17 protein-coding genes are annotated in these 21,033 nt (G+C 65.6%); 5 read left to right on the top strand and 12 right to left on the bottom strand.

What is annotated here, in order from left to right:
- Positions 1-114: 114 nt before the first annotated feature.
- Positions 115-801, bottom strand: a complete 687-nt coding sequence (locus tag WN72_RS20850) for an RlmE family RNA methyltransferase (protein ID WP_092216735.1) — start codon at positions 799-801, stop codon at positions 115-117.
- Position 802: 1 nt separating this feature from the next.
- The gene (locus WN72_RS20845; RefSeq protein ID WP_092216736.1) at positions 803-1,876 is read right to left on the bottom strand and encodes a Ppx/GppA phosphatase family protein; all 1,074 of its coding nucleotides are present in this window, start codon (positions 1,874-1,876) and stop codon (positions 803-805) included.
- Positions 1,877-2,093: 217 nt separating this feature from the next.
- On the opposite strand from WN72_RS20845, the gene WN72_RS20840 reads away from it, so the two are divergent.
- Complete coding sequence (locus WN72_RS20840) at positions 2,094-4,466, top strand: xanthine dehydrogenase family protein molybdopterin-binding subunit (RefSeq protein WP_092216772.1); 2,373 nt, start codon at positions 2,094-2,096, stop codon at positions 4,464-4,466.
- Between the two features lie 55 nt (positions 4,467-4,521).
- On the opposite strand, the gene WN72_RS20835 is transcribed toward WN72_RS20840, so the two are convergent.
- Positions 4,522-5,964: a DUF5107 domain-containing protein gene (locus WN72_RS20835; protein WP_092216737.1), complete on the bottom strand. Its 1,443-nt coding sequence runs from the start codon at positions 5,962-5,964 to the stop codon at positions 4,522-4,524.
- Positions 5,965-6,765: a hypothetical protein gene (locus WN72_RS20830; protein ID WP_092216738.1), complete on the bottom strand. Its 801-nt coding sequence runs from the start codon at positions 6,763-6,765 to the stop codon at positions 5,965-5,967.
- Positions 6,766-6,872: 107 nt separating this feature from the next.
- Between WN72_RS20830 and WN72_RS20825 the strand changes: the two genes are divergently transcribed.
- The 3 genes from WN72_RS20825 (at position 6,873) to WN72_RS20815 (ending at position 10,331) form a co-directional block, all read left to right on the top strand.
- Positions 6,873-7,376 (top strand): YaiI/YqxD family protein, encoded by a 504-nt coding sequence (locus WN72_RS20825; RefSeq protein ID WP_027557448.1) that lies wholly within the window; start codon positions 6,873-6,875, stop codon positions 7,374-7,376.
- A 2-nt stretch (positions 7,377-7,378) separates the two neighbouring features.
- Positions 7,379-9,190: an ABC-F family ATP-binding cassette domain-containing protein gene (locus WN72_RS20820; protein ID WP_092216739.1), complete on the top strand. Its 1,812-nt coding sequence runs from the start codon at positions 7,379-7,381 to the stop codon at positions 9,188-9,190.
- Between the two features lie 61 nt (positions 9,191-9,251).
- Positions 9,252-10,331 (top strand): D-TA family PLP-dependent enzyme, encoded by a 1,080-nt coding sequence (locus tag WN72_RS20815; protein WP_092216740.1) that lies wholly within the window; start codon positions 9,252-9,254, stop codon positions 10,329-10,331.
- Positions 10,332-10,430: 99 nt separating this feature from the next.
- Here WN72_RS20815 and WN72_RS20810 read toward each other — a convergent pair whose 3' ends face one another.
- The 8 genes from WN72_RS20810 to WN72_RS20775 form a co-directional block, all read right to left on the bottom strand.
- Complete coding sequence (locus WN72_RS20810; RefSeq protein WP_244553779.1) at positions 10,431-11,609, bottom strand: BaiN/RdsA family NAD(P)/FAD-dependent oxidoreductase; 1,179 nt, start codon at positions 11,607-11,609, stop codon at positions 10,431-10,433.
- 38 nt (positions 11,610-11,647) lie between these two features.
- On the bottom strand, positions 11,648-12,565 hold the full coding sequence (locus WN72_RS20805; protein WP_092216742.1) for an SDR family NAD(P)-dependent oxidoreductase: 918 nt from the start codon (positions 12,563-12,565) through the stop codon (positions 11,648-11,650).
- Between the two features lie 231 nt (positions 12,566-12,796).
- The gene (locus WN72_RS20800; RefSeq protein ID WP_027557443.1) at positions 12,797-13,276 is read right to left on the bottom strand and encodes a MaoC family dehydratase; all 480 of its coding nucleotides are present in this window, start codon (positions 13,274-13,276) and stop codon (positions 12,797-12,799) included.
- A 130-nt stretch (positions 13,277-13,406) separates the two neighbouring features.
- Positions 13,407-15,122, bottom strand: coding sequence for an AMP-binding protein (locus WN72_RS20795; RefSeq protein ID WP_092216743.1), 1,716 nt, complete (start codon positions 15,120-15,122; stop codon positions 13,407-13,409).
- 132 nt (positions 15,123-15,254) lie between these two features.
- On the bottom strand, positions 15,255-16,142 hold the full coding sequence (mmsB, locus tag WN72_RS20790) for a 3-hydroxyisobutyrate dehydrogenase (RefSeq protein ID WP_092216744.1): 888 nt from the start codon (positions 16,140-16,142) through the stop codon (positions 15,255-15,257).
- 25 nt (positions 16,143-16,167) lie between these two features.
- Positions 16,168-17,235: an enoyl-CoA hydratase/isomerase family protein gene (locus WN72_RS20785; RefSeq protein ID WP_092216745.1), complete on the bottom strand. Its 1,068-nt coding sequence runs from the start codon at positions 17,233-17,235 to the stop codon at positions 16,168-16,170.
- On the bottom strand, positions 17,232-18,377 hold the full coding sequence (locus WN72_RS20780; RefSeq protein ID WP_092216746.1) for an isobutyryl-CoA dehydrogenase: 1,146 nt from the start codon (positions 18,375-18,377) through the stop codon (positions 17,232-17,234). Before WN72_RS20780 ends, WN72_RS20785 begins: the two co-directional genes overlap by 4 nt.
- A 121-nt stretch (positions 18,378-18,498) precedes the next feature.
- Positions 18,499-19,995 (bottom strand): CoA-acylating methylmalonate-semialdehyde dehydrogenase, encoded by a 1,497-nt coding sequence (locus WN72_RS20775; protein ID WP_092216747.1) that lies wholly within the window; start codon positions 19,993-19,995, stop codon positions 18,499-18,501.
- Positions 19,996-20,097: 102 nt separating this feature from the next.
- Between WN72_RS20775 and WN72_RS20770 the strand changes: the two genes are divergently transcribed.
- Positions 20,098-21,006, top strand: a complete 909-nt coding sequence (locus tag WN72_RS20770) for a LysR family transcriptional regulator (protein WP_092216748.1) — start codon at positions 20,098-20,100, stop codon at positions 21,004-21,006.
- The last annotated feature ends 27 nt before the right edge of the window (positions 21,007-21,033 follow it).

Below are 21,033 nucleotides of genomic sequence, written 5' to 3'. Positions count from 1 at the left end.
ACCACCGGATCACGGCGGCGGGATCATCGCGTTGCATCGCTACAGAATTATGATATTATTAACATAACATGAGATGAGACGGGCGGCACTGACGCTCGCAAAGCGTCTCGGCCGCTACTCTCCGCCCGCCCCACGAAATCCCGTCGCGAGCACGTAGCGCTCCGAGGAATCCTGCCGGCTCGCCGCCGGCTTCACGTGACGCACCGTCGCAAAGTCGCGCTTGAGCTGGGCGAGCAGATCGGCGTCGGCGCCGCTCTGGAAGGTTTTTGCCAGGAACGTGCCACCGGGCTTGAGCACGTCGCAGGCGAAGGCAGCCGCCGTCTCGACGAGGCCGACGATGCGGAGCTGGTCGGTCTTGCGATGGCCGGTGGTGTTGGCGGCCATGTCGGACATCACGATATCGGCGCCGCCGCCAAGCATCGCGGTGAGCTTGTCGGGTGCGTCATTGTCCATGAAATCGAGCTGGGCGAAGTCGACGCCGGGAATCTCGGGCATTTCCAACAGGTCGATCGCGACCACCTTGCCCTTGCCTTCCGTCGAGCCGACGCGCTTGGCGGCGATCTGGCTCCAGCCGCCGGGCGCGGCGCCAAGGTCGACCACGGCCATGCCTGATTTCAGCAGCCGGAACTTGTCGTCGATCTCGAGCAGCTTGAACGCGGCGCGCGAGCGATAGCCTGCCGCCTTGGCCTTCGCGACATAGGGATCGTTGAGCTGCCGCTCCAGCCACAGCTTGGACGACAATTTGCGCTTGCCGCCGGTCTTGACCTGGACGTGCAAGCGGCCGGTGGTGTCTTTCGCCATCTCACCAGCTCCGAATCGCGCCGTCCTCGCGCATCATCTCGACCAGCATGCCCTCGCGCAGGCCCCGGTCGGCGACGCGCAGGCGCGGCAGCGGGAAAGCGCGCCTGATCGCATCGAGGATGGCGCAGCCGGCCAGCACGAGATCGGCGCGCTCGACGCTGATGCAGCTGTTGTTGGCGCGCTCCTCGTAGCTCATGCCGAGCAGCTTGTTGATGGTCGCGGTGATGTCGGCGTCGTTCATCCAGATGCTGTCGATGCGGCGGCGGTCGTAGCGCGGCAGGTTGAGATGGATGCCGGCGAGCGTCGTCACCGTGCCCGAGGTGCCGAGCAGGTGCATATCCGTGAGGTCGCGGCCATGCTGTTCCGCGAATGGCGCGACGTGGCTGGCCACCTCCCGCTCCATCGCGTCGTAAATCCCTGGCGTCACATCGCGGCCGCCGAATTGTTCGGCGAGCGTGACCACCCCGTACGGGATCGACATCCAGGCCTTGATGCGCGGCTCCGGATTCTCCGGGTCCCGCTCGATCCGCACCAGCTCGGTCGAGCCGCCGCCGATATCGAACAGGATCGCGCCCCTGCCCTTGGGATCGACCAGCGGCGAGCAGCCGAGCACGGCGAGCGCCGCCTCGGTCTCGCGGTCGATCACCTCGAGCTCGATGCCGGTCTCGGCAGCGACGCGGCTGCGGAAGCCTTCCGCGTTCGAGGCGGCACGGCAGGCCTCGGTCGCGATCAGCCGCAGCCGCCGCGCCTTGCGCAGATTGATCTTGTCGCGGCAGATGCTGAGCGCGGCGATGGCGCGCTCGATCGCGGCCTCGCTGATGCACCCGGTCGCCGAAACCCCCTCGCCGAGCCGGATGATGCGCGAGAAGGAATCGACCACGCGAAAGCCATCGGGGGTCGGACAGGCGATCAGCAGCCTGCAATTGTTGGTGCCGAGGTCCAGCGCCGCGTAGACGCCGGTTCCGGCGGCCTGCGCGGGGACGGCGGGCTCGGTGGCCAATGCCACCGCCGCCATCGACCCCTCCAGCTCACCGTGCGGCACATGGCCGTCGCGGAGCCGCGTATGGTCATTCATACAAACTGTCTTTCCACGACCACAGGGGGCCGAGCCGGAATTGCTTTTTCGCCTGAAACATTAGCAGCGCGGCCGGCCTGCGCAACATCGCATCACATGGGACCATGCCCATTCGTGCGTTGTCGTGAACGGGTCCGTGGGCTATCTGAAAGGGGGGCCGGCCCCCCCTCAGGCGCCCCGCGAAATCGCGCAAATGCCGGCTTTTCAGGTCATTTCCATGCAAGAACACACCAAATCCTCCACGCTCGAAAACGCTATTGCACTGCAAAAATACGGCGTCGGGCAGCCGGTCCGCCGCAAGGAAGACGACACGCTGGTGCGCGGCAAGGGTCGCTATACCGACGATTTCAACCTGCCCGGCCAGGCCTATGCCGTGGTGGTCCGCTCGACCCATGCCCATGGCGTCATCCGCGGCATCGGCATCGACGCCGCCAAGGCGATGCCGGGCGTGCTCGGGGTGTGGACCGGAACCGACCTCGATGCCGCCGGCTATGGTCCCTTCACCTGCGGCCTGCCGCTGAAGAGCCGCGACGGCTCGCCCCTGCTCCAGACCAACCGCCAGCCGCTGGCGACCGACAAGGTCCGCTTTGTCGGCGATCCCGTCGCCTTCGTGGTCGCGGAGACGCTGGCGCAGGCGCGCGACGCCGCCGAGGCAGTCGAGCTCGATATCGAGCCGCTGCCGGCGGTGACCGACCCCGAGGAAGCCGCCCAGCTCGGCGCACCGCAGCTTTACGACCACATCCCGAACAACGTCGCGCTCGACTACCACTATGGCGACATGGACAAGGTCAATGCCGCCTTCGCCAGCGCCGCCCATGTCACCAGGATCGACATCGAGAACACCCGCGTCGCCGTCGTCTCGATGGAGCCGCGCGTGGGGCTCGCCTCCTACGACAAGACAACCGAGCGCTACACCATCCAGATGCCGACGCAGGGCGTTGCGGGCAACCGCGCCAACCTCGCCAAGAACCTGAAGGTGCCGAACGGGAAGGTGCGCATCCTCACCGCCAATGTCGGCGGCTCCTTCGGCATGAAGAACGTCAACTATCCCGAATACATGTGCATCCTGTACGCGGCGAAGTCGCTGGGGCGCCCGGTGAAGTGGCTGGACGAGCGCTCGACCAGCTTCCTCTCGGACAGCCACGGCCGCGCGCAGAAAATCCATGCCGAGCTCGCGCTCGACGCCGAGGGGCATTTCCTCGCGGCAAAACTCTCCGGATACGGCAATCTCGGCGCCTACATCACCGGCGTTGCGCCGGGGCCGCTCTCGCTCAACACCGGCAAGAACTTCTCCAGCGTCTACCGCACGCCGCTGATGGGCGTCGACATCAAGACGGTGCTGACCAACACCACGCTGATGGGCGCCTATCGCGGCGCCGGCCGGCCCGAGGCGAATTACTACATGGAGCGGCTGATCGACCGCGCCGCCGACGAGATGGGCATCAACCGCCTGACGATGCGTAAGCGCAACTTCATCAAGCCGAACCAGATGCCCTTCCCCGCCTCCTCCGGCGTCACCTATGACAGCGGCGACTTCCAGGCCGTGTTCAACAAGGCGCTCGAAATCTCCGACCACGAGAATTTCGCCAAGCGCAAGAAGGAAAGCAGGAAGGCCGGCAAGCTGCGCGGCATCGCGGTCGGCTCCTATCTCGAGGTCACCGCGCCGCCGAGCGTCGAGCTCGGCAAGATCGTGTTCGATCCTGACGGCACCGTGCAGCTGATCACCGGCACGCTCGATTACGGCCAGGGCCACGCCACCCCGTTCGCGCAGGTGCTGTGCGACCAGCTCGGGGTGCCCTTCGAGAACGTCAAGCTGGTGCAGGGCGACAGCGACATCGTCCACACCGGTAATGGCACCGGCGGCTCGCGCTCGATCACCGCAAGCGGCATGGCGATCGTGGGCGCTGCCAAGCTCGTCATCGAAAAGGGCAAGCGCGCCGCTGCGCACATGCTAGAAGCGTCCGAAGCCGACATCGAATTCGCCGACGGCAGTTTCACCATCGCCGGCACCGACCGCAGCATCGACATCATGGAGCTCGCCAGGAAGCTGCATGACGGCAAGGTGCCCGAGGGCGTGCCTGACAGTCTCGACGTCGACCACACCAGCGAGCCGGTGCCGTCGGCCTTCCCGAACGGCTGCCACGTCGCTGAAGTCGAGGTCGATCCGGACACCGGGGTAGTGCAGATCGTGCGCTACAGCGCGGTCAACGATTTCGGCACGGTGATCAACCCGTTGCTGGTCGCGGGCCAGCTGCATGGCGGCGTGGTCCAGGGCATCGGCCAGGCGCTGATGGAGCACATCCGCTACGACGACAGCGGCCAACCGATCACGGGCTCGCTGATGGACTACGCCCTGCCCCGCGCCGAGGACGTGCCGAACATGACGGTCGGCGATCACCCGGTGCCCGCCACGACCAATCCGCTCGGCAGCAAGGGCTGCGGAGAAGCCGGCTGCGCCGGCAGCCTGTCGACGGTGGTGAACGCGGTGCTCGATGCGCTCTCCGACTACGGCATCAAGCACATCGACATGCCGCTGACCCCGGAGCGCGTGTGGCGCGCGATCCAGGATGCGAAAGGCAAGGCGGCCTAGGGGAGTTCCGCGACCCCGATAACGCCGGCGGCTTCGACCGGCATTTCGAAAGAGATCAGTTGATCGCCGTTTCGGCGGCGATCAACTCTTTTCCCTCGGTGGTCGTGATCGTTAGCCGTATCTTTTCCCCGCTGCGGCCGTCGGCAATCGCTGCCGCAATGCGATTTCCGTTGCTCGGATCGGCGCTCACGGCCCCGCTGAACAGAGTCGTGTCACCTCGTTTCAACGTGACAAGCAACGGGATGGCCGGTTCGATGCTGAAGAACTCGAGAACGGCGCGAGACGCCTCGGCCGAGAAATTGATCAGGATCTTCTCGTTCGCATGCGTCACGTTGCTCATGCCGACGGTCGGGCTGTAGGTTTCCGGAATCGACACCTCGCTGCGTGCGGGAAAGTCTGCGCTGTGGAAAAACTGGTCTGACACGCCCGCCCATAATTCGACGTAGGGCCGCCACTCGCTCGGATCCTTCCGGGCATCGGTTTCGCCGGTCAGCGAAGGAAACCCCCACGTCCACATTTTCAAGCCCCGCGTGAGGGTATTGTCCGCAATGCGAATAATGCCTTCTGCGTTGTCGTGGTTGATGACGCCCCAGAAATTCCCGCCCTGCATATCTGGTGCAGCATAGGCGATGCCCATCGTTGGCCAGTTCTTGAAGTAGCGCAGGTTCTCGAAACGCCACCTGCCCATACCCGCGCTCTCGTCGCCGTCTGCCAGACTGGCCGACCAGGCAGGCGTCGTGTAGGTCCGGATCGGCGCGATGATTTCGGCGCCGCCCGTTGCCCTCAGATTTTTCGGCTCCGATCCCGGAGCGAGCGTCGTGCACGTCCAGTACTCGTATTGAACAGCCCTGTCGTTCGGATTCCTCAGCACCACGCGCGCATCGAGTGCGGCTCGATCGGCCTTCAGCGTAACGTAGTAGTTCGCCTCGATGCCGGTCGCGCCCCTGAACTTGCTGGGCCGCGCGGAATAGTCGAAGTCATCCTGGAACGACATCACGATCGTGACTTCGTCGGTGCCCTCCTTCACCACCCGGAAAGCCCACGGCTTCAGCCACGTCTTGCCATGCTCGGCATCCGGGAACGTTGGGAAGATTCCGCCGTACACCATCAGCCAGTCGTAGTAGAAATTTCCGGCCTTCATGCCGTAGGGCACTCCGACTTCCGTTCGATAAAGCTGCTCGTGGCCGGTCGGCTTGTAGACCATGGAAAGAATACGCCCTCCGAATTCGGGCACGAGCGTTACCTTCAGATATCGGTTCTCGAGCACGTAGGATTTGAAATTGCGTTCGACGATCGTGCTCTTGTCGAGCGATCCGCTGACAAAGCCATTCTCCGCATCGACGGCGAACTTGACGGTGCTCCACGTCGTCGTCTGCTCGCTGAGTGACACACGATCGGGCACCGGCGCAGCGGCATGCGCGACGCAAAGCGCACAGAGCGACAAAAGGAGCGCTATTCCGAAACGAACGAGGGCGCGCAAGACCACCTCAACTGGCATTCACGCCGCCGCCTGCTCGCGCGGCTGGTAGATCGCGGTGTGCTGGCAATGCGCAATCGGGGTCGTGCCGTTGGCAACGACCAGCGCGTCGAGCTCGACGAAGCGGTGGCCTTTCTTCTCGTAATTCGCGGTGACTTTCGCCCGCGCGGTGATCTCGTCACCCGTTTGCGCGGCGGACAGCAGCTGCATGCGGCTGCCGACATGGATCCATGGGCCCAAAATCGTGTTGTCCACCAGCACGCGGTTCATCACGCGCTGGATCAGGCCGGGGTGGCCGAGCCCGTCGCGCGCGAAGACCGGGTCGGTCTCCCTGATGTCGGCGAGATAATCGGCCGCGTCCTGCCCGGCCCAGCGGCGCGGCGTCGTGCCCAGCCATTTGCCGGTCTCGAACGTCGCGGGGCTGACCGGCTTGCGCTCGGCCACCACGGGGACATCGACATAGTCGCCTAATGACACCGCTGGAGCTGCCGCCGGCAGCGAGGCCGTCCCCGTCGCGCAAAGCTCGGTGCGGCTGAAGACCTCGATCGTGAGCAGGCCGTTATGCTCGGTCGCATCGACATCGGCAGTCTCGCCGTCATAGACCGGCTTGATGAAGCGGGCCTCGACCAGCCCGCGGGAGAAGAAATCGCGGCCCCAGCGGGCGATCGGCACGTGCATCATGTAGGCGAAGACGTCGACGCCCGGGACCAGCCCGCCGGAAAAGCCGAAGCGGCGCGCCACCGTATCGTCATGCATCTTGTTTTCGGACTGTTTTGCGGTGTTGTAGGCCTCGACGCGCCAGGTTTCGAGCCGGTTCGGCATGGGGTCATCTTCCCTGTGTTTTTGTTGTTTCGGGGCCGATCGTAGGCCCCCGGGAACAGCGGTCAATCCCCTCGCCTTTGGGGCCCGAATGGGGTACCACGCGGCCAATGACTGACACCCCCACCCGCATCTATGTCGACGCCGACGCCTGTCCGGTGAAGGACGAGATTTATCGCGTCGCGCTCCGGCATAAGGTGCCTGTGAGCGTGGTCGCCGGCAACTTTATCCGCGTGCCGCAGGACCCGATGATCGAGCGTATCGCCGCCGGCACCGGCATGGACGCGGCCGACGACTGGATCGCGGAGCGGGCAAAGCCCGGCGACGTGGTCGTGACATCAGACATTCCGCTCGCTAGCCGCTGCGTCAAGGCGGGCGCCGACGTGATCGCGCCGAACGGGAAACCGTTCACCGAGGAATCGATCGGGATGACGCTGGCGCTCCGCAACCTGATGACGGATCTGCGCTCGGCCGGCGAAGTCACCGGCGGTCCGCGATCGTTCGCGCCGCGCGACCGTTCCGCCTTCCTCTCGGCGCTCGACCAGACGCTGCGCCGGATCCAGCGCCGCCGCACTGACGCGGCCGCCACGAGCCAGAATCTGAGTCAAGGCTGATCATGGCGCCGCCGCTGATTCAACTGAAAGACATCAAGCTCACCTTCGGCGGCACGCCGCTGCTGTCGGGCGTCGAGCTCAACGTCGCGCCGTCCGAGCGCGTCTGCCTGATCGGCCGCAACGGTTCGGGCAAGTCGACACTGCTGAAGATCGCGGCCGGCCAGATCGAGCCCGATAGCGGCACGCGTTTCGTCCAGCCCGGAGCCACTGTGCGCTATCTGCCGCAGGAGCCGGATTTCGGCGACCACAAGACCACGCTCGCTTATGTCGAGTCTGGGCTCGCCCCCGGCGACGACCAGCACCAGGCACGCTACCTGCTGGAGCAACTCGGCCTCACCGGCGAGGAGAACCCGCACAATCTCTCCGGCGGCGAGGCCCGCCGCGCGGCGCTGGCCTACGTGCTCGCGCCCTCGCCCGATATCCTGCTGCTGGACGAGCCGACCAACCATCTCGATCTCGCCACCATCGAATGGCTGGAGCAGGAACTCGACTCCAGGCGCAGCGCGCTGGTGATCATCAGCCACGACCGCCGCTTCCTGACCAATCTGTCGCGCTCGACCGCCTGGCTCGACCGCGGCAAGATCAAGCAGATCGACCGCGGCTTTGCCTCGTTCGAGAGCTGGCGCGACGAGGTGCTGGCCGAGGAAGAGCGCGACCAGCACAAGCTCGACCGCAAGATCGTGGACGAGGAGCATTGGCTGCGCCACGGCGTCTCCGGCCGGCGCAAGCGCAACGTCAAGCGTCTCGCCAATCTGCACGCGCTGCGCGACCAGCGCCGCAACTATCGCGGCACCGCCGGCGCCGCCAGTCTCGCCGCGGCGGAAGCCGAGCAATCCGGCAAGCTGGTGATCGAGGCCAAGGGCATCACCAAGGCCTATGGCGAGCGCAAGATCGTCGAGAACTTTTCGACCCGCATCCAGCGCGGCGACCGGCTCGGCATCATCGGCCCGAACGGCGCCGGCAAGACCACGCTGGTCAATTTGCTCATCGGCGGGGCGGAGCCTGATTCCGGCATCGTGCGGCTCGGCGCCAATCTGGAGACGGCCACGCTCGACCAGCACCGAGAAAGCCTCGATCCCAAATCGACGCTGGCCGAAGCGCTGACCGGTGGCCGTGGCGATCAGATCATGGTCGGCGGCAAGCCGAAACACGTCGTCGGCTACATGAAGGACTTCCTGTTCGCCCAGGAGCAGCGCGGGACGCCGGTGGAGGTGCTCTCCGGCGGCGAGCGTGGCCGTCTGATGCTGGCCCGCGCATTGGCAAAGCCGTCGAACCTCCTGGTGCTGGACGAGCCGACCAACGATCTCGACCTTGAGACGCTCGACGTGCTCGAGGAGATGCTCGGCGATTACGAGGGCACGGTCATCCTGATCAGCCACGACCGTGACTTCCTTGACCGCGTCGTCACCTCCGTGATCGCGCCCGAGGGCAACGGCAAGTGGATCGAATATGCCGGCGGCTACAGCGACATGCTGAGCCAGCGCGGCGCGGATCTAAAGCGCGAGACGGCGAAGGCGCAGCCTGTTGCAGAAAAGAAAGAGGAGCGCGCCCCTGCTCCGTCGTCCGCGCCCAAGCGCAAGCTCAGCTTCAACGAGAAGCATGCGCTGGAAACATTGCCGAAGAGGATGGACACGCTTCAGGCTGGTATTGCAAAATTGCAGCGCGTGCTCGACGATCCCAACCTCTACGCCAAGGATCGCAAGACATTCGACGACACGTCGGCTGCGATCGCCAAGGCGCATGAAGAACTGTCCGCCGCCGAAGAGCGCTGGCTCGAACTGGAAATGCTTCGCGAAGAAATAGAGCAGGCTTGAATCGTAGGATGGGTAGAGCGCAGCGAAACCCATCCTACGGGTCCGGAAATAGAGAGATCATATGACCACTCCCCTCGCCGCCAAGATCGCCCGCGAATACGGCACGCCCTGCGCCGTCATCGACATGGACAAGGTCGAGCGCAACATCGCGCGCATCCAGAAGGCCTGCGATGATGCCGGTGTCGCCAATCGCCCGCACATCAAGACCCACAAGAACCCGACCATCGCCAAGATGCAGGTCGCGGCCGGCGCCAAGGGTATCACCTGCCAGAAGATCGGCGAGGCCGAGATCATGGCCAATGCCGGCATCGACGACATCCTGATCAGCTACAATCTGCTGGGCGAGGAAAAGATGGCGCGGCTCGGCGCGCTGAATGCCAAGACCAACATGACGGTCGCCGCCGACAATTCGACCGTGGTGGCCGGCCTGCCGAAGGCCGCCGCAGCTTCCGGCCGCCCGCTCTCGGTGGTGGTCGAATGCGACACGGGCCGCAAGCGCGCGGGCGTCGAGACGCCCGCGGAAGCGATCGCGCTGGCACACGAGATCGCGGGGTCGAAGGGGCTCGAATTTGCCGGCTTCATGCTCTACCCGACCGAGACAGGCTGGGGCGATGCGCAGAAGTTTTTCGACGAAGCGCTCGCCGGCGTGCGCGCGCACGGGCTCGATGCAAAAATCGTCTCGACTGGCGGCACGCCGAACCTCGTCAACCTCGGCAAGCTCAAGGGCGGCACCGAGCACCGCTTCGGCACCTACATCTACAACGACCGCATGCAGGTCGCCGCCGGCTCGGCCACCTGGGATGACTGTGCTCTGCACGTCTATTCGACCGTGGTGAGCCGCGCCGCGCCCGAGCGCGGCATCCTTGACGCCGGCTCGAAGACGCTGACCACGGACACCGGCGGCCTCGACGGCCACGGCCTGATCCTGGAGCACCCCGAAGCCAAAATCGCGAAGTTCGCCGAGGAGCACGGCTTCCTCGACCTCTCCCGCAGCAATACGCGCCCGAACGTCGGCGACGTCGTCCGCATCGTGCCGAACCACGTCTGCGTCGTCGTCAACATGATGGACGAGGTGGTGATGGTGCGCGGCGAGGAGATCATCGGCACCCTGCCGGTGGCCGCGCGGGGGAAGCTGCGGTAGGGCTGCGCTGCGGTAGGGTGGGCAAAGCGAAGCGTGCCCACGACTTCTCGTCGCAATTTCGAAAGATGGTGGGCACGGCGCTTCGCGCCTTTGCCCACCCTACGATTTCTTGAGCCAGCTTAGCACCCCCCTGCCCGCGGCCGCCCCTGTCGCGAACGACGCCTGCAGCAGATAGCCGCCGGTCGGGGCTTCCCAATCCAGCATCTCGCCGGCGGCGAACACGCCGGGTATTCTGCGCAGCATGAACTGGTCGTCGAGCTCGTCGAAAGCGACCCCGCCGGCGGTCGAGATGGCGCGGTCGATCGGGGCGACGCCGGTGAGCTGAACCGGAATCGCGTTCACCAGATGCGCAAGCTCCGGCGGCGAGAACGAGGCCAGTTGCCGCCCCGACGCAATGGCTGCCTCCTGCATCAGGCCGATACCGACGGGTGATAGTTGCGCCGCCTTGCGCAGGAAGTTTGCAAGGGACTGCTTGCCGCGCGTGCCTGACAGGCGCGTGGTCAGCCCGGCGGCGTCGAGGTCCGGCCGCAATGCGATAGTCAGCTTCGCCTGCCCGAGGCCCAACACCGCCTCGCGCAATTCGGCCGACAGCGCGTAGATCGCGCCGCCCTCGATGCCACCGCGCGTGATCATCGCCTCGCCGCGCACGGTGTGCGCGCCGATCGTCAGCGCCACGCCCTTGAGCGGCTGGCCCTCGAAACGGCCGCGGAACAATTCGGACCATGCGACCGTGAAGCCGGAATTGGCCGGCCGCAGCTTTGAGATAGCGATGCCTTTCGCCGCGAGGATATCGACCCAGCCACCGTCCGATCCGAGCCGCGGCCAGCTTGCGCCGCCGAGGGCCAGGACGGTGGCGCCAGCCCCGATGGCGACCGTGCCGTCAGGTGTTTGAAACTGGAGCCGCCCCTCAGCATCCCAGCCGGTCCAGCGATGCCGAAAGGCAAACCGGACGCCGGCGCTATCGAGCCGCCGCAGCCAAGCGCGCAGCAAGGGCGAGGCCTTGAACGCCTTTGGAAACACCCGCCCGCTGCTGCCGACGAAGGTCGGCTCGCCCAGCTCTTCGCTCCAGGCGCGCAGCGCGTCGGGCGGAAAGGCGTCGATCGCGGCTTGCAGCTTCGGCGCGGCCTCGCGATAGCGCGCCATGAACTCCCGCAGCGGTTCGCTGTGCGTGAGATTGAGCCCACCCCGGCCTGCCATCAGGAATTTGCGGCCCGCTGACGGCATCGCGTCGTAGACGGTGACGCGGGCGCCGTCCTGCGCCAGCACCTCGGCCGCCATCAGCCCGGCGGGACCGGCACCGATGACGGCGACGTCAGTCAGAGCTTGATCCCCGCCCGTGCCGCGGCTTGCGCCACGTATTTCTGCGTCTGCTCGAACGCGCCCTGCAACGCCCTGGCCTTCGACATGTCGCTGATCTCCGCGAAATGCGCGGCGATCGCATCGGGCGTCCACTCGGACTCCGGCAGGTTGATGCCTTCACTCTCGATGATCTTGATCACGGCGAAGGAGCCGGCACCGGCGCCCATGATGGTGCGGGTCGGCGCGTCCTCGCTCAGCATGTACTCGACGGCGGGCGTGATCGCGTTCGGCTTCATCAGCTGCAGCGCCTGCGGCGGCAGCAGCTCTTCGGTCATGCGGGTCGCCGCGGTCGGCGAGATGATGTTGACGCGGATGTTGTTCTTGCGGCCTTCCTCGGCGAGCACGTTCATCAAGCCGACCATGCCGGATTTCGCCGCGCCGTAATTGGCCTGGCCGAAATTGCCGTAGAGGCCGGAGGACGAGGTGGTCAGCACGATGCGGCCGTAGTTGCGGTCGCGCATGCCGGCCCAGGCCGCCTTGCAGCAATAGAACGTGCCGACGAGGTGCACGTCGAGCACCTTCTGGAAATCGGCCGCTTCCATCTTGCCGAACGACTTGTCGCGCAGGATGCCGGCATTGGCGCACATCAGGTCGACGCTGCCCCACTCCTTGGTGGCGCGCTCGACCATCGCGGTGACCTGCTCGAAGTTCGAGACGTCGGCGCCGTCGGCCATCGCGGTGCCGCCGGCTTTGCGGATCTCCTCGACCACGGCTTCCGCCGGCGAGAGCGAGCCCCCGGTGCCGTCACGCGCGCCGCCGAAATCGTTGACCACGACCTTTGCGCCGCGGCTGGCGAGCGCCAGCGCATGCGCCTTGCCGAGACCATTGCCCGCGCCGGTGACGATGGCGACGCGTCCGTCGAACCTGATTGCCATTGTGCTTCCTTTCTTCCTTCTCCCCTTGCGGGAGAAGGTGGCGCGCAAGCGCCGGATGAGGGGTTGTCTCGGCAGATGAGCGAGTGGAGAGAGACCCCTCACCCGGCTTCATCTCGCTCCGCTCGATTTCGCCACCCTCTCCCGCAGGGGGAGAGGGCGCACCGAGCGTGGATTATGCAGCTTTTGAGCAGCGATGGGTTGCCGGGTCAAGCCCGGCAACGACGCCTCAAGTCAGGCGAAATAGATCAGGCCGAGCCAGTCAGCGACCAGCGCCGGCTTGTCCTCGCCTTCGATCTCGACCGTCACGTTGGTGCGGGACTGGAGCTCATTGGGCTTGCGCAGCTTGGCTTCCGCCAGCACGAAACGGCCGCGGACGCGCTTGCCCGAGCGCACCGGCGAGATGAAGCGCAGCTTGTCGAAACCGTAGTTCACGCCCATCGTGGTGCCCGCGATCACAGGCATCACCTCGTAGGACATGATCGACAGCAGCGACATCGTCAGGAAACCGTGCGCGATGGTGGTGCCGAACGCGGTCTCCTTCTTGGCGCGCTCCGGATCGACATGGATGAACTGGTGATCCTCGATCACGTCGGCATAGGTGTCGATGCGGGGTTGATCGACCAGGTGCCATGACGATACGCCGATCTCCTTGCCGACCATGGCCTGATAGGCCTCCAGCGTAATCGGCGGCTTCTTCCAGACTTCGTTCATTACTAGCTCCTCATGCCGTCATTCCGGGGCGATGCGGAGCATCGAGCCCGGAATCCGTCGCGCCGCAGAACCTGGTGCGAAATGGATTCCGGGCTCGCGCTTCGCGCGCCCCGGAATGACGAAATCTCACTTAAGTTTCGCCCCGTGTTTTCGGCAGCTCGGGAAAATCCTCCTCGCGGAATTCCCGGCCGCGCAGCGGATCGCTCCGGTCATCGTCGCGTTCCAGCCGTCGTAGCTGCACCCGGCGGATTTTGCCAGAGATCGTCTTCGGCAGCTCGGTGACGATCTCGAGCCGGCGGATGCGTTTGAACGGTGCAAGGCGCGTGTGCAGGTGCTGGAAGATGGAGAGCGCCGTCTCCGGCGAGCGTTCCGCGCCCGAGGTCAGCAGCACGAAGGCCTTGGGGATCGCGAGCCGAATGGGATCGGGGCTCGGGACCACCGCGGCTTCCGCGACGAGCTCATGCTCGAGCAGCACACTCTCCAGCTCGAACGGGCTGATGCGATAGTCGGACGATTTGAACACGTCGTCGGAGCGACCGACGAAAGTGAGATAGCCGTCCTCGTCAGCGAAGACAACGTCGCCGCTGCGATAGAGCGCGCCCTCTGCGCCCGACAGTTTTCCGTCGTCGCCTTGATAGCCCTGCATCAGGCCGGCCGGACGGTCCGCGCCGAGCAGCAGCGCCACTTCGCCCTCCCTGGCCGGATGACCATCGGCATCGCTGACCTGCACGCGATAGCCGGGCAGCGGGCGGCCCATCGAGCCGACCTTGATAGGCTGCCCCGGCGAGTTGCCGGCAAGCGCGGTGGTTTCGGTCTGGCCGTAGCCGTCGCGGATGGTGAGGCCCCAGGCCGCCTGCACCTGGTCGATCACTTCAGGATTGAGCGGCTCGCCTGCGCCGCAGACTTCGCGAAGGACCACCTTGAACGAGGACAGGTTCTCCTGGATGAACAGCCGCCACACCGTCGGCGGCGCGCACAGCGTGGTGACGCCGCAGCGGCCGATGGTGGCGAGCAGTCCTTTGGCATCGAAACGCGGCTGGTTGACCACGAACACGGTGGCGCCCGCATTCCACGGCGCGAAGAAGCAGCTCCAGGCGTGCTTGGCCCAGCCGGGTGACGAGATGTTGAGATGGACGTCGCCGGGCTTGAGCCCGATCCAGTACATGGTGGAGAGATGCCCGACCGGATAGCTGCGCTGGCTGTGCCGCACGAGCTTTGGCTTTGCTGTGGTGCCCGAGGTGAAATAGAGCAGCATCGGGTCGTCGGCGTTGGTCGGGCCGTCGGGCGTAAAACTCTCGGGCGCTTTCGCCGCCTCGTCATAGGCAAGCCAGCCATCCGAGGCAGCGCCGACCACGATGCGCACGACATTCTCGGCGCCAAGGCTTGCGAATTTCGCGACCTGATCTTCGGCCGCCACCACCGCCTTGGCCTTGCCGCGATCGAGCCGATCGCGCAGTTCTTCGGCGGTGAGCAGCGTGGTTGCGGGAATCACGACGACGCCGAGCTTGATCGCCGCCAGCATCGTCTCCCACAGCGGAACCACATTGCCGAGCAGCAGCAGGAGATGATCGCCGCGCCTCAAACCCTGCGCGCGGAGGAAATTTGCGACCTGGTTGGAGCGCTGCGAGAGCGCCGCGAAGGACAGCTTGGTCTGCTTGTCCTGCGCGGCATCGACGATCCAGAGCGCGGGGCGATCCTTGGCGTCGGCATCCTTCGCGAGCTCGTCGAACCAGTCGAGCGCCCAGTTGAAGGGAACTGGATCGGGCCAGCGGAAGCCTTTGACCGCTGTCTCGTAATCCGTGCGGTTATGAAGCAGAAACGCGCGCGCTTCCTGAAATGTCGTCATGGTCCGGGCCCGTCGAATTGATCTTCGAGCGTAGCCCGGATGGAGCGAAGCGCAATCCGGGGCCGGTCGCGCCATTCGAGGGAACCGTCCCGGATTTCGCTTCGCTCCATCCGGGCTACGGGCAAAGCCTCGCTATTTTCCAGCGAGGCTGCGAACGTGCTTGATAATTCCGGAAAAATCCACCCCGCCCTGGCCGGCTGCGTCGAAAGACTGATAGATCTCCTGCGCATGCTTGCCGAGCGGCGTCGCGGCGCCCGCGGCCTTGGCAGCGTCCTGCGCCAGGGTCAGGTCCTTCACCATTAGCGCCGAGGCAAAGCCCGGCTTGTAGTCGTTGTTCGCCGGCGAGGTCGGCACCGGGCCCGGAACCGGGCAATAGGTCGTCAGCGACCAGCACTGGCCCGACGAGGTCGAGGCAACGTCGAACAGCGCCTGGTGCGAGAGGCCCAGCTTTTCGCCGAGCGCAAATGCCTCGCTCACCGCGATCATGGAAATGCCGAGGATCATGTTGTTGCAGATCTTGGCGGCCTGCCCCGCGCCGGCGCCGCCGCAATGGACGATCTTCTTGCCCATCTTCTCCAGCACAGGCTTTGCCGCCGCGAACGCGCCCTCCTCGCCGCCGCACATGAAGGTCAGCGTCGCGCCCTTGGCGCCGCCGGTGCCGCCGGAGACCGGCGCATCGACCGAGAGCACGCCGTTCTTGGCCGCGAGCGCGTGCGCCTGCCGCGCGCTCTCGACGTCGATGGTGGAGCTGTCGATGATCAGCGCGCCCTTGGTCATGGCAGGAACGACCTCGTTCCAGACGCCGAGCACGTGCTTACCTGCGGGGAGCATGGTGACGACGACATCGGCGCCCTTCACGGCTCCGGCCGCGCTGTCGGCGATGCCGGCGCCGTCAGCCTTTGCCTGGTTGCGGGAGGCCTCGACCAGGTCGAACGCCACCACCTTGTGGCCGGCCTTGACGAGGTTGGCCGCCATTGGGCCGCCCATGTTGCCGAGACCGATGAATGCGATCGTGGCCATTGTCGTTTCCTCCGCTGTCGCGTTGTTAGTTGAACTTCAGCTCATCACTGCCGATCTCGGCGAGATACGGCGCCAGCATCTCTGGCGTGACATCCTCGATCCGCGGCGGCGACCAGGTCGGATTGCGGTCCTTGTCGATCACGGCGGCGCGCACGCCCTCGCGGAAATCGTCGCTGCGGAAGACCTCGCATGCGGCGCGATATTCGCGCACCAGGCACTCTTCCAGGCTCGACGCTGTACGCGCGAGCCGCAAGAGCTTCAGCGTCACTACCATCCCGCGCGGCGATTTTTCGTTGAGCGTCTTCAGCGTGGCCAGCGCAAACTCCGAGCCGTCGCGCTTGAGCGCGGCAAAAATGTCTTCCATGCGATCGAAGCCGAACAGCGCGTCAATGATCGGCTCCTTGGCGGCGACCGGCCCCGCAGTCTCGCCGGTCGCAAAACCGTTGATGAGCTTGGTGACGTCGGCAGCCGTCGCGCCCCGGCGAACCTTGGTCAGCGCCTCGCGCAGCTCCGGCCACTTGGCGGCCAGCACCACGGCGTCCGCAAATTTGGCGTGGATCGCATCGGGGCCGTTCATGGTCTGGCCGGTCAGGCCAAAATAGGTGCCGATCTCGCCGGGCGAGCGCGACAGCAACCAGGTGCCGCCGACATCGGGGAAGAAGCCGAGCCCGACCTCGGGCATTGCCAGCTTGGTGCGATCGGTGACGACACGATGGCTAGCATGGCCCGACAGCCCGACGCCGCCGCCCATCACGAGGCCGTCCATGAACGCGACATACGGCTTCGGATATTTCGCGATCCGCGCATTCATGACGTATTCCTGGCGCCAGAACCGCGCGCCGAGATCGCCGCCTTCGCGCGAGCTCTCCCAGAGGCCGCGGATGTCGCCGCCGGCACAGAGGCCGCGCTCGCCGGAGCCTTCGAGGATGATCACTGCGACTTCAGGATCAGTCTCGAACCTATCGAGCGCCGCGTCGATGCCCTCGGACATCTCCAGCGTCATCGCGTTGATCGCCTTGGGGCGGTTGAGCCGGATCACGCCCGCCGCGCCCTCGCGGCGAACGATGAGATCGCCCTCCCCCACTGCACTCATCGCGCGCCCTCGATCAGTTTGCGCGCCACGATGAGCCGCATGATTTCATTGGTGCCTTCGAGGATCTGGTGCACGCGCAGATCGCGCACGATCTTCTCGATGCCGTATTCGCTGAGATAGCCGTAGCCGCCGTGAAGCTGGAGCGCGTGGTTGGCGACCTCGAAACCGACATCGGTGCCGAAGCGTTTCGCCATCGCGCACAGCATGGTGGCGTCGGGGTCCTTGCGGTCCAGCGCCGCCGCAGCGCGCCACAGGAACGTGCGCGCGGCCTCGAGCTCGATCGCCATGTCGGCAAGGCGGAATTGCAACGCCTGGAATTCGTCGAGGCGCTTTCCAAAGGCCTTGCGCTCCTTCATGTAGACGCGCGCCTTGTCGAGCGCAGTTTGGGCGCCACCCAGAGAACACGCCGTGATGTTGAGGCGACCGCCGTCGAGGCCCGCCATCGCGATCTTGAAGCCGACGCCCTCTTCGCTCAGGCGATTGGCGACCGGGACACGAGCGTTCTCGAACATCACCGCGCGGGTCGGCTGCGCGTTCCAGCCCATCTTGCGCTCATTGGCGCCAAAGGACACGCCCGGCGTCTTGCCATCAATCACAAGCGTCGAGATGCCGCCGGGGCCATCGCCACCGGTGCGGACCATGGCGACCAGCAGATCGGTGCCGCCGGCCCCAGAGATGAACTGCTTCTGGCCGCTCAGGACGTAATGATCGCCGTCGCGCACGGCGCGGGTGCGAAGCGCCGCCGCGTCCGAGCCGGCGCCCGGCTCGGTCAGGCAGTAGCTTGCGATCAGCTCCATGCTGCACAGTTTCGGCAGCCATTGGTGGCGCTGGGTGTCGCTGCCGTAGGCATCGATCATCCAGCTCGCCATGTTGTGGATGGAGATGAAGGCCGAGGTGGTCGGGCACCCCGTCGCCAGCGCCTCGAAGATCAGCGCCGCGTCGAACCGACTCATGGCGGAGCCGCCGACATCGTCGCGGATGTAGATGCCGCCCATGCCGAGGCTTGCTGCCTCGCGCATCACGTCGACGGGAAAGTGCTTCTCCTCGTCCCAGCGCAGCGCGTGCGGCGCGATCTTCTCCGCCGCAAACGCCAATGCCATATCGCGAACCGCGACCTGATCCTCGTTCAGAGCGAACTGCATACTCGGCTGCTCACTGTTCTCGTCATTGCGAGGAGCGGAGCGACGAAGCAATCCAGAGTCTTTCCGCGGTGACAGTCTGGATTGCTTCGCTGCGCTCGCAATGACGGGCTGGGCTACAGCCTTACTTCATCAGCGGGATCGAAAACTCCGCGCCTTCCTTGACGCCGGACGGCCAGCGCGAGGTCACCGTCTTGGTTTTGGTGTAGAAGCGGACCGAGTCCGGGCCGTGCTGGTTGAGATCGCCGAAGCCGGACTTCTTCCAGCCGCCGAAGGTGTAATAGGCGATCGGCACCGGGATCGGCACATTGATGCCGACCATGCCGACATTCACCTTGGCCGCAAAGTCGCGGGCGGCGTCGCCGTCGCGGGTGAAGATGGCAACGCCGTTGCCGTAGTCATGCTCGGACGGCAGCGCCAGCGCTTCCTTGTAGTCGTGCGCGCGCACGACCGAGAGCACCGGGCCAAAAATCTCTTCCTTGTAGATCCGCATGTCCTTGGTGACGTTGTCGAACAGCGAACCGCCGAGATAGAAGCCGTTCTCGTAGCCCTGCATCTTGAAGCCGCGGCCGTCGACGGCGAGCGTCGCGCCTTCCTTGATGCCGATGTCGATGTAGCTCTTGACCTTCTCGACCGCCTCGCGCGTGACCAGCGGACCGTAATCGGCCGACGGGTCGATCGAGGTACCGATCTTCAAGGATTCGACGCGCGGGATCAGCTTTTCCATCAGGCGATCCGCGGTGGCCTTGCCGACAGGCACCGCGACGGAGACGGCCATGCAGCGCTCGCCGGCCGAGCCGTAGCCGGCGCCGATCAGCGCGTCCACGGCCTGGTCCATATCGGCGTCGGGCATGACGATGGCGTGGTTCTTGGCGCCGCCAAAGCACTGGCAGCGCTTGCCGGTCTGGGCGGCGCGCTCATAGATGTACTGCGCGATCGGCGTGGAGCCGACGAATCCGACGGCCTTGATATCGGGGTCATCAAGGATGGCGTCGACCGCTTCCTTGTCGCCGTTGACGACGTTGAGGATGCCGGCCGGCAGGCCCGCCTCGATCATCAGCTCGGCGAGCAGCATCGGCACGCCAGGATCGCGTTCCGACGGCTTGAGGATGAAGGCATTGCCGCAGGCGATGGCGGGCGCGAACTTCCACATCGGGATCATGGCCGGGAAGTTGAACGGCGTGATGCCGGCAACGACGCCGAGCGGCTGGCGCATGGAGTAGATGTCGATGCCGGGGCCTGCGCCCTCGGTGTACTCGCCCTTCATCAGGTGCGGGATGCCGCAGGCGAATTCCGCGACCTCGAGGCCGCGCTGGATGTCACCCTTCGCATCGGGAACGGTCTTGCCGTGCTCGCGGGCGAGAAGCTCGGCGAGCTTGTCGTAATCGCGCTGCACCAGCTCGACGAATTTCATCATGACGCGGGCGCGGCGCTGCGGGTTGGTCGCGGCCCACTCGGGCTGCGCTGCGCGCGCGTTCTCGACGGCGGCGCGGACCTCGGCCTTGGACGCCAGCGCGACCTTGGCCTGGACGTCACCGGTCATCGGCTCGAAGACGTCGGCGGTGCGGCCGGAGGTGCCCTTCACTTCCTTGCCACCGATGAAATGTCCGACTGAACGCATGGAATGATCTCCTTGAGGGCGAGCTTGAACGCTTTGACAAATCCTATTGACCTGCATTTTATAGGATTCAAGTCTGAGATATTGCACCATAGATGTGCGAAAATGCTGGATCAAGGTAGCATCGACTGGGACGACTTTCGCTTCGTGCTGGCCATCGTGCGGGGCGGCTCGGTGTCGGCTGCGGCAAAACAGCTCGGCGTCGATCATGCAACCGTGATCCGCCGTGTGGACCGGCTGGAAAAGCACCTCTCGGCCAAGCTGTTCGACCGGCGCAAGACCGGCTACCTCCTGACCGAGGCCGGCCAGCGCGTCGCCGACAGCGCGGAAGCGATGGAATCGACCATCGTCGCCAACCAGGAGCAGGTCGGCGGCTCCGTGGCCCGGCTGACCGGCACGGTGCGGATCGGCGCGCCCGACGGCTTCGGCACCGCATTCCTGGCGCCGCGGATGGCGCCGTTCGCGGACCGCTATCCCGACCTCGATCTGCAACTTGTGGCGACCGCGCGGCTGTTCAGCCTCTCCAAGCGCGAAGCCGATATCGCCATCAGCCTCACCATGCCGAAGGAAGGCCGCATCGTCGGCCGCAAGCTGCTGGATTACCGCCTCGGGCTTTACGCCGCCCCCGCCTATCTCGACCGCTTCCCGACAATCGCCTCGCGGCAGGACCTGCCGCAGCACCGTTTCGTCGGCTACATCGAGGAGCTACTGTTCACGCCCGAGCTCGACTATCTGCCGCAGGTGTCGCCGCGGATCTCGGCCCGCTTCCGCAGCGCCAATCTGATCGCGCAGCTCAATGCCACCCTCGCCGGCTTCGGCATTGCGGTGCTGCCGCACTTCATGGCGGCCGACTATCCGCAGCTCGTGGCGGTGCTGCCGGAGGAGATCTCGATCACGCGGACGTTCTGGATGCTGATGCACGCGGACAGCAAGGACCTCGCGCGGATCCGGGCGGTTGCGGATTACATCGGCGAGATCGTGGAGCGCGAGCGAGCGTTGTTTGCGGGGCGATAGCACAGCTTCCGTAGGGTGGGCAAAGGC

The organism is Bradyrhizobium arachidis (genome assembly GCF_015291705.1).
GTDB lineage: Bacteria > Pseudomonadota > Alphaproteobacteria > Rhizobiales > Xanthobacteraceae > Bradyrhizobium > Bradyrhizobium arachidis.
Note: the sequence above shows the minus strand (reverse complement) of the source record. Positions and strands in the feature narration are given on the sequence as shown.

Bases quoted from the DNA above. Each gene is read 5' to 3' on its own strand.
- WN72_RS20850 (WP_092216735.1), bottom strand. From the start codon at position 801: ATGGCGAAAGACACCACCGGCCGCTTGCACGTCCAGGTCAAGACCGGC.
- WN72_RS20845 (WP_092216736.1), bottom strand. From the start codon at position 1,876: ATGAATGACCATACGCGGCTCCGCGACGGCCATGTGCCGCACGGTGAG.
- WN72_RS20840 (WP_092216772.1), top strand. From the start codon at position 2,094: ATGCAAGAACACACCAAATCCTCCACGCTCGAAAACGCTATTGCACTG.
- WN72_RS20835 (WP_092216737.1), bottom strand. From the start codon at position 5,964: ATGCCAGTTGAGGTGGTCTTGCGCGCCCTCGTTCGTTTCGGAATAGCG.
- WN72_RS20830 (WP_092216738.1), bottom strand. From the start codon at position 6,765: ATGCCGAACCGGCTCGAAACCTGGCGCGTCGAGGCCTACAACACCGCA.
- WN72_RS20825 (WP_027557448.1), top strand. From the start codon at position 6,873: ATGACTGACACCCCCACCCGCATCTATGTCGACGCCGACGCCTGTCCG.
- WN72_RS20820 (WP_092216739.1), top strand. From the start codon at position 7,379: ATGGCGCCGCCGCTGATTCAACTGAAAGACATCAAGCTCACCTTCGGC.
- WN72_RS20815 (WP_092216740.1), top strand. From the start codon at position 9,252: ATGACCACTCCCCTCGCCGCCAAGATCGCCCGCGAATACGGCACGCCC.
- WN72_RS20810 (WP_244553779.1), bottom strand. From the start codon at position 11,609: ATGGCGGCCGAGGTGCTGGCGCAGGACGGCGCCCGCGTCACCGTCTAC.
- WN72_RS20805 (WP_092216742.1), bottom strand. From the start codon at position 12,565: ATGGCAATCAGGTTCGACGGACGCGTCGCCATCGTCACCGGCGCGGGC.
- WN72_RS20800 (WP_027557443.1), bottom strand. From the start codon at position 13,276: ATGAACGAAGTCTGGAAGAAGCCGCCGATTACGCTGGAGGCCTATCAG.
- WN72_RS20795 (WP_092216743.1), bottom strand. From the start codon at position 15,122: ATGACGACATTTCAGGAAGCGCGCGCGTTTCTGCTTCATAACCGCACG.
- mmsB (WP_092216744.1), bottom strand. From the start codon at position 16,142: ATGGCCACGATCGCATTCATCGGTCTCGGCAACATGGGCGGCCCAATG.
- WN72_RS20785 (WP_092216745.1), bottom strand. From the start codon at position 17,235: ATGAGTGCAGTGGGGGAGGGCGATCTCATCGTTCGCCGCGAGGGCGCG.
- WN72_RS20780 (WP_092216746.1), bottom strand. From the start codon at position 18,377: ATGCAGTTCGCTCTGAACGAGGATCAGGTCGCGGTTCGCGATATGGCA.
- WN72_RS20775 (WP_092216747.1), bottom strand. From the start codon at position 19,995: ATGCGTTCAGTCGGACATTTCATCGGTGGCAAGGAAGTGAAGGGCACC.
- WN72_RS20770 (WP_092216748.1), top strand. From the start codon at position 20,098: ATGCTGGATCAAGGTAGCATCGACTGGGACGACTTTCGCTTCGTGCTG.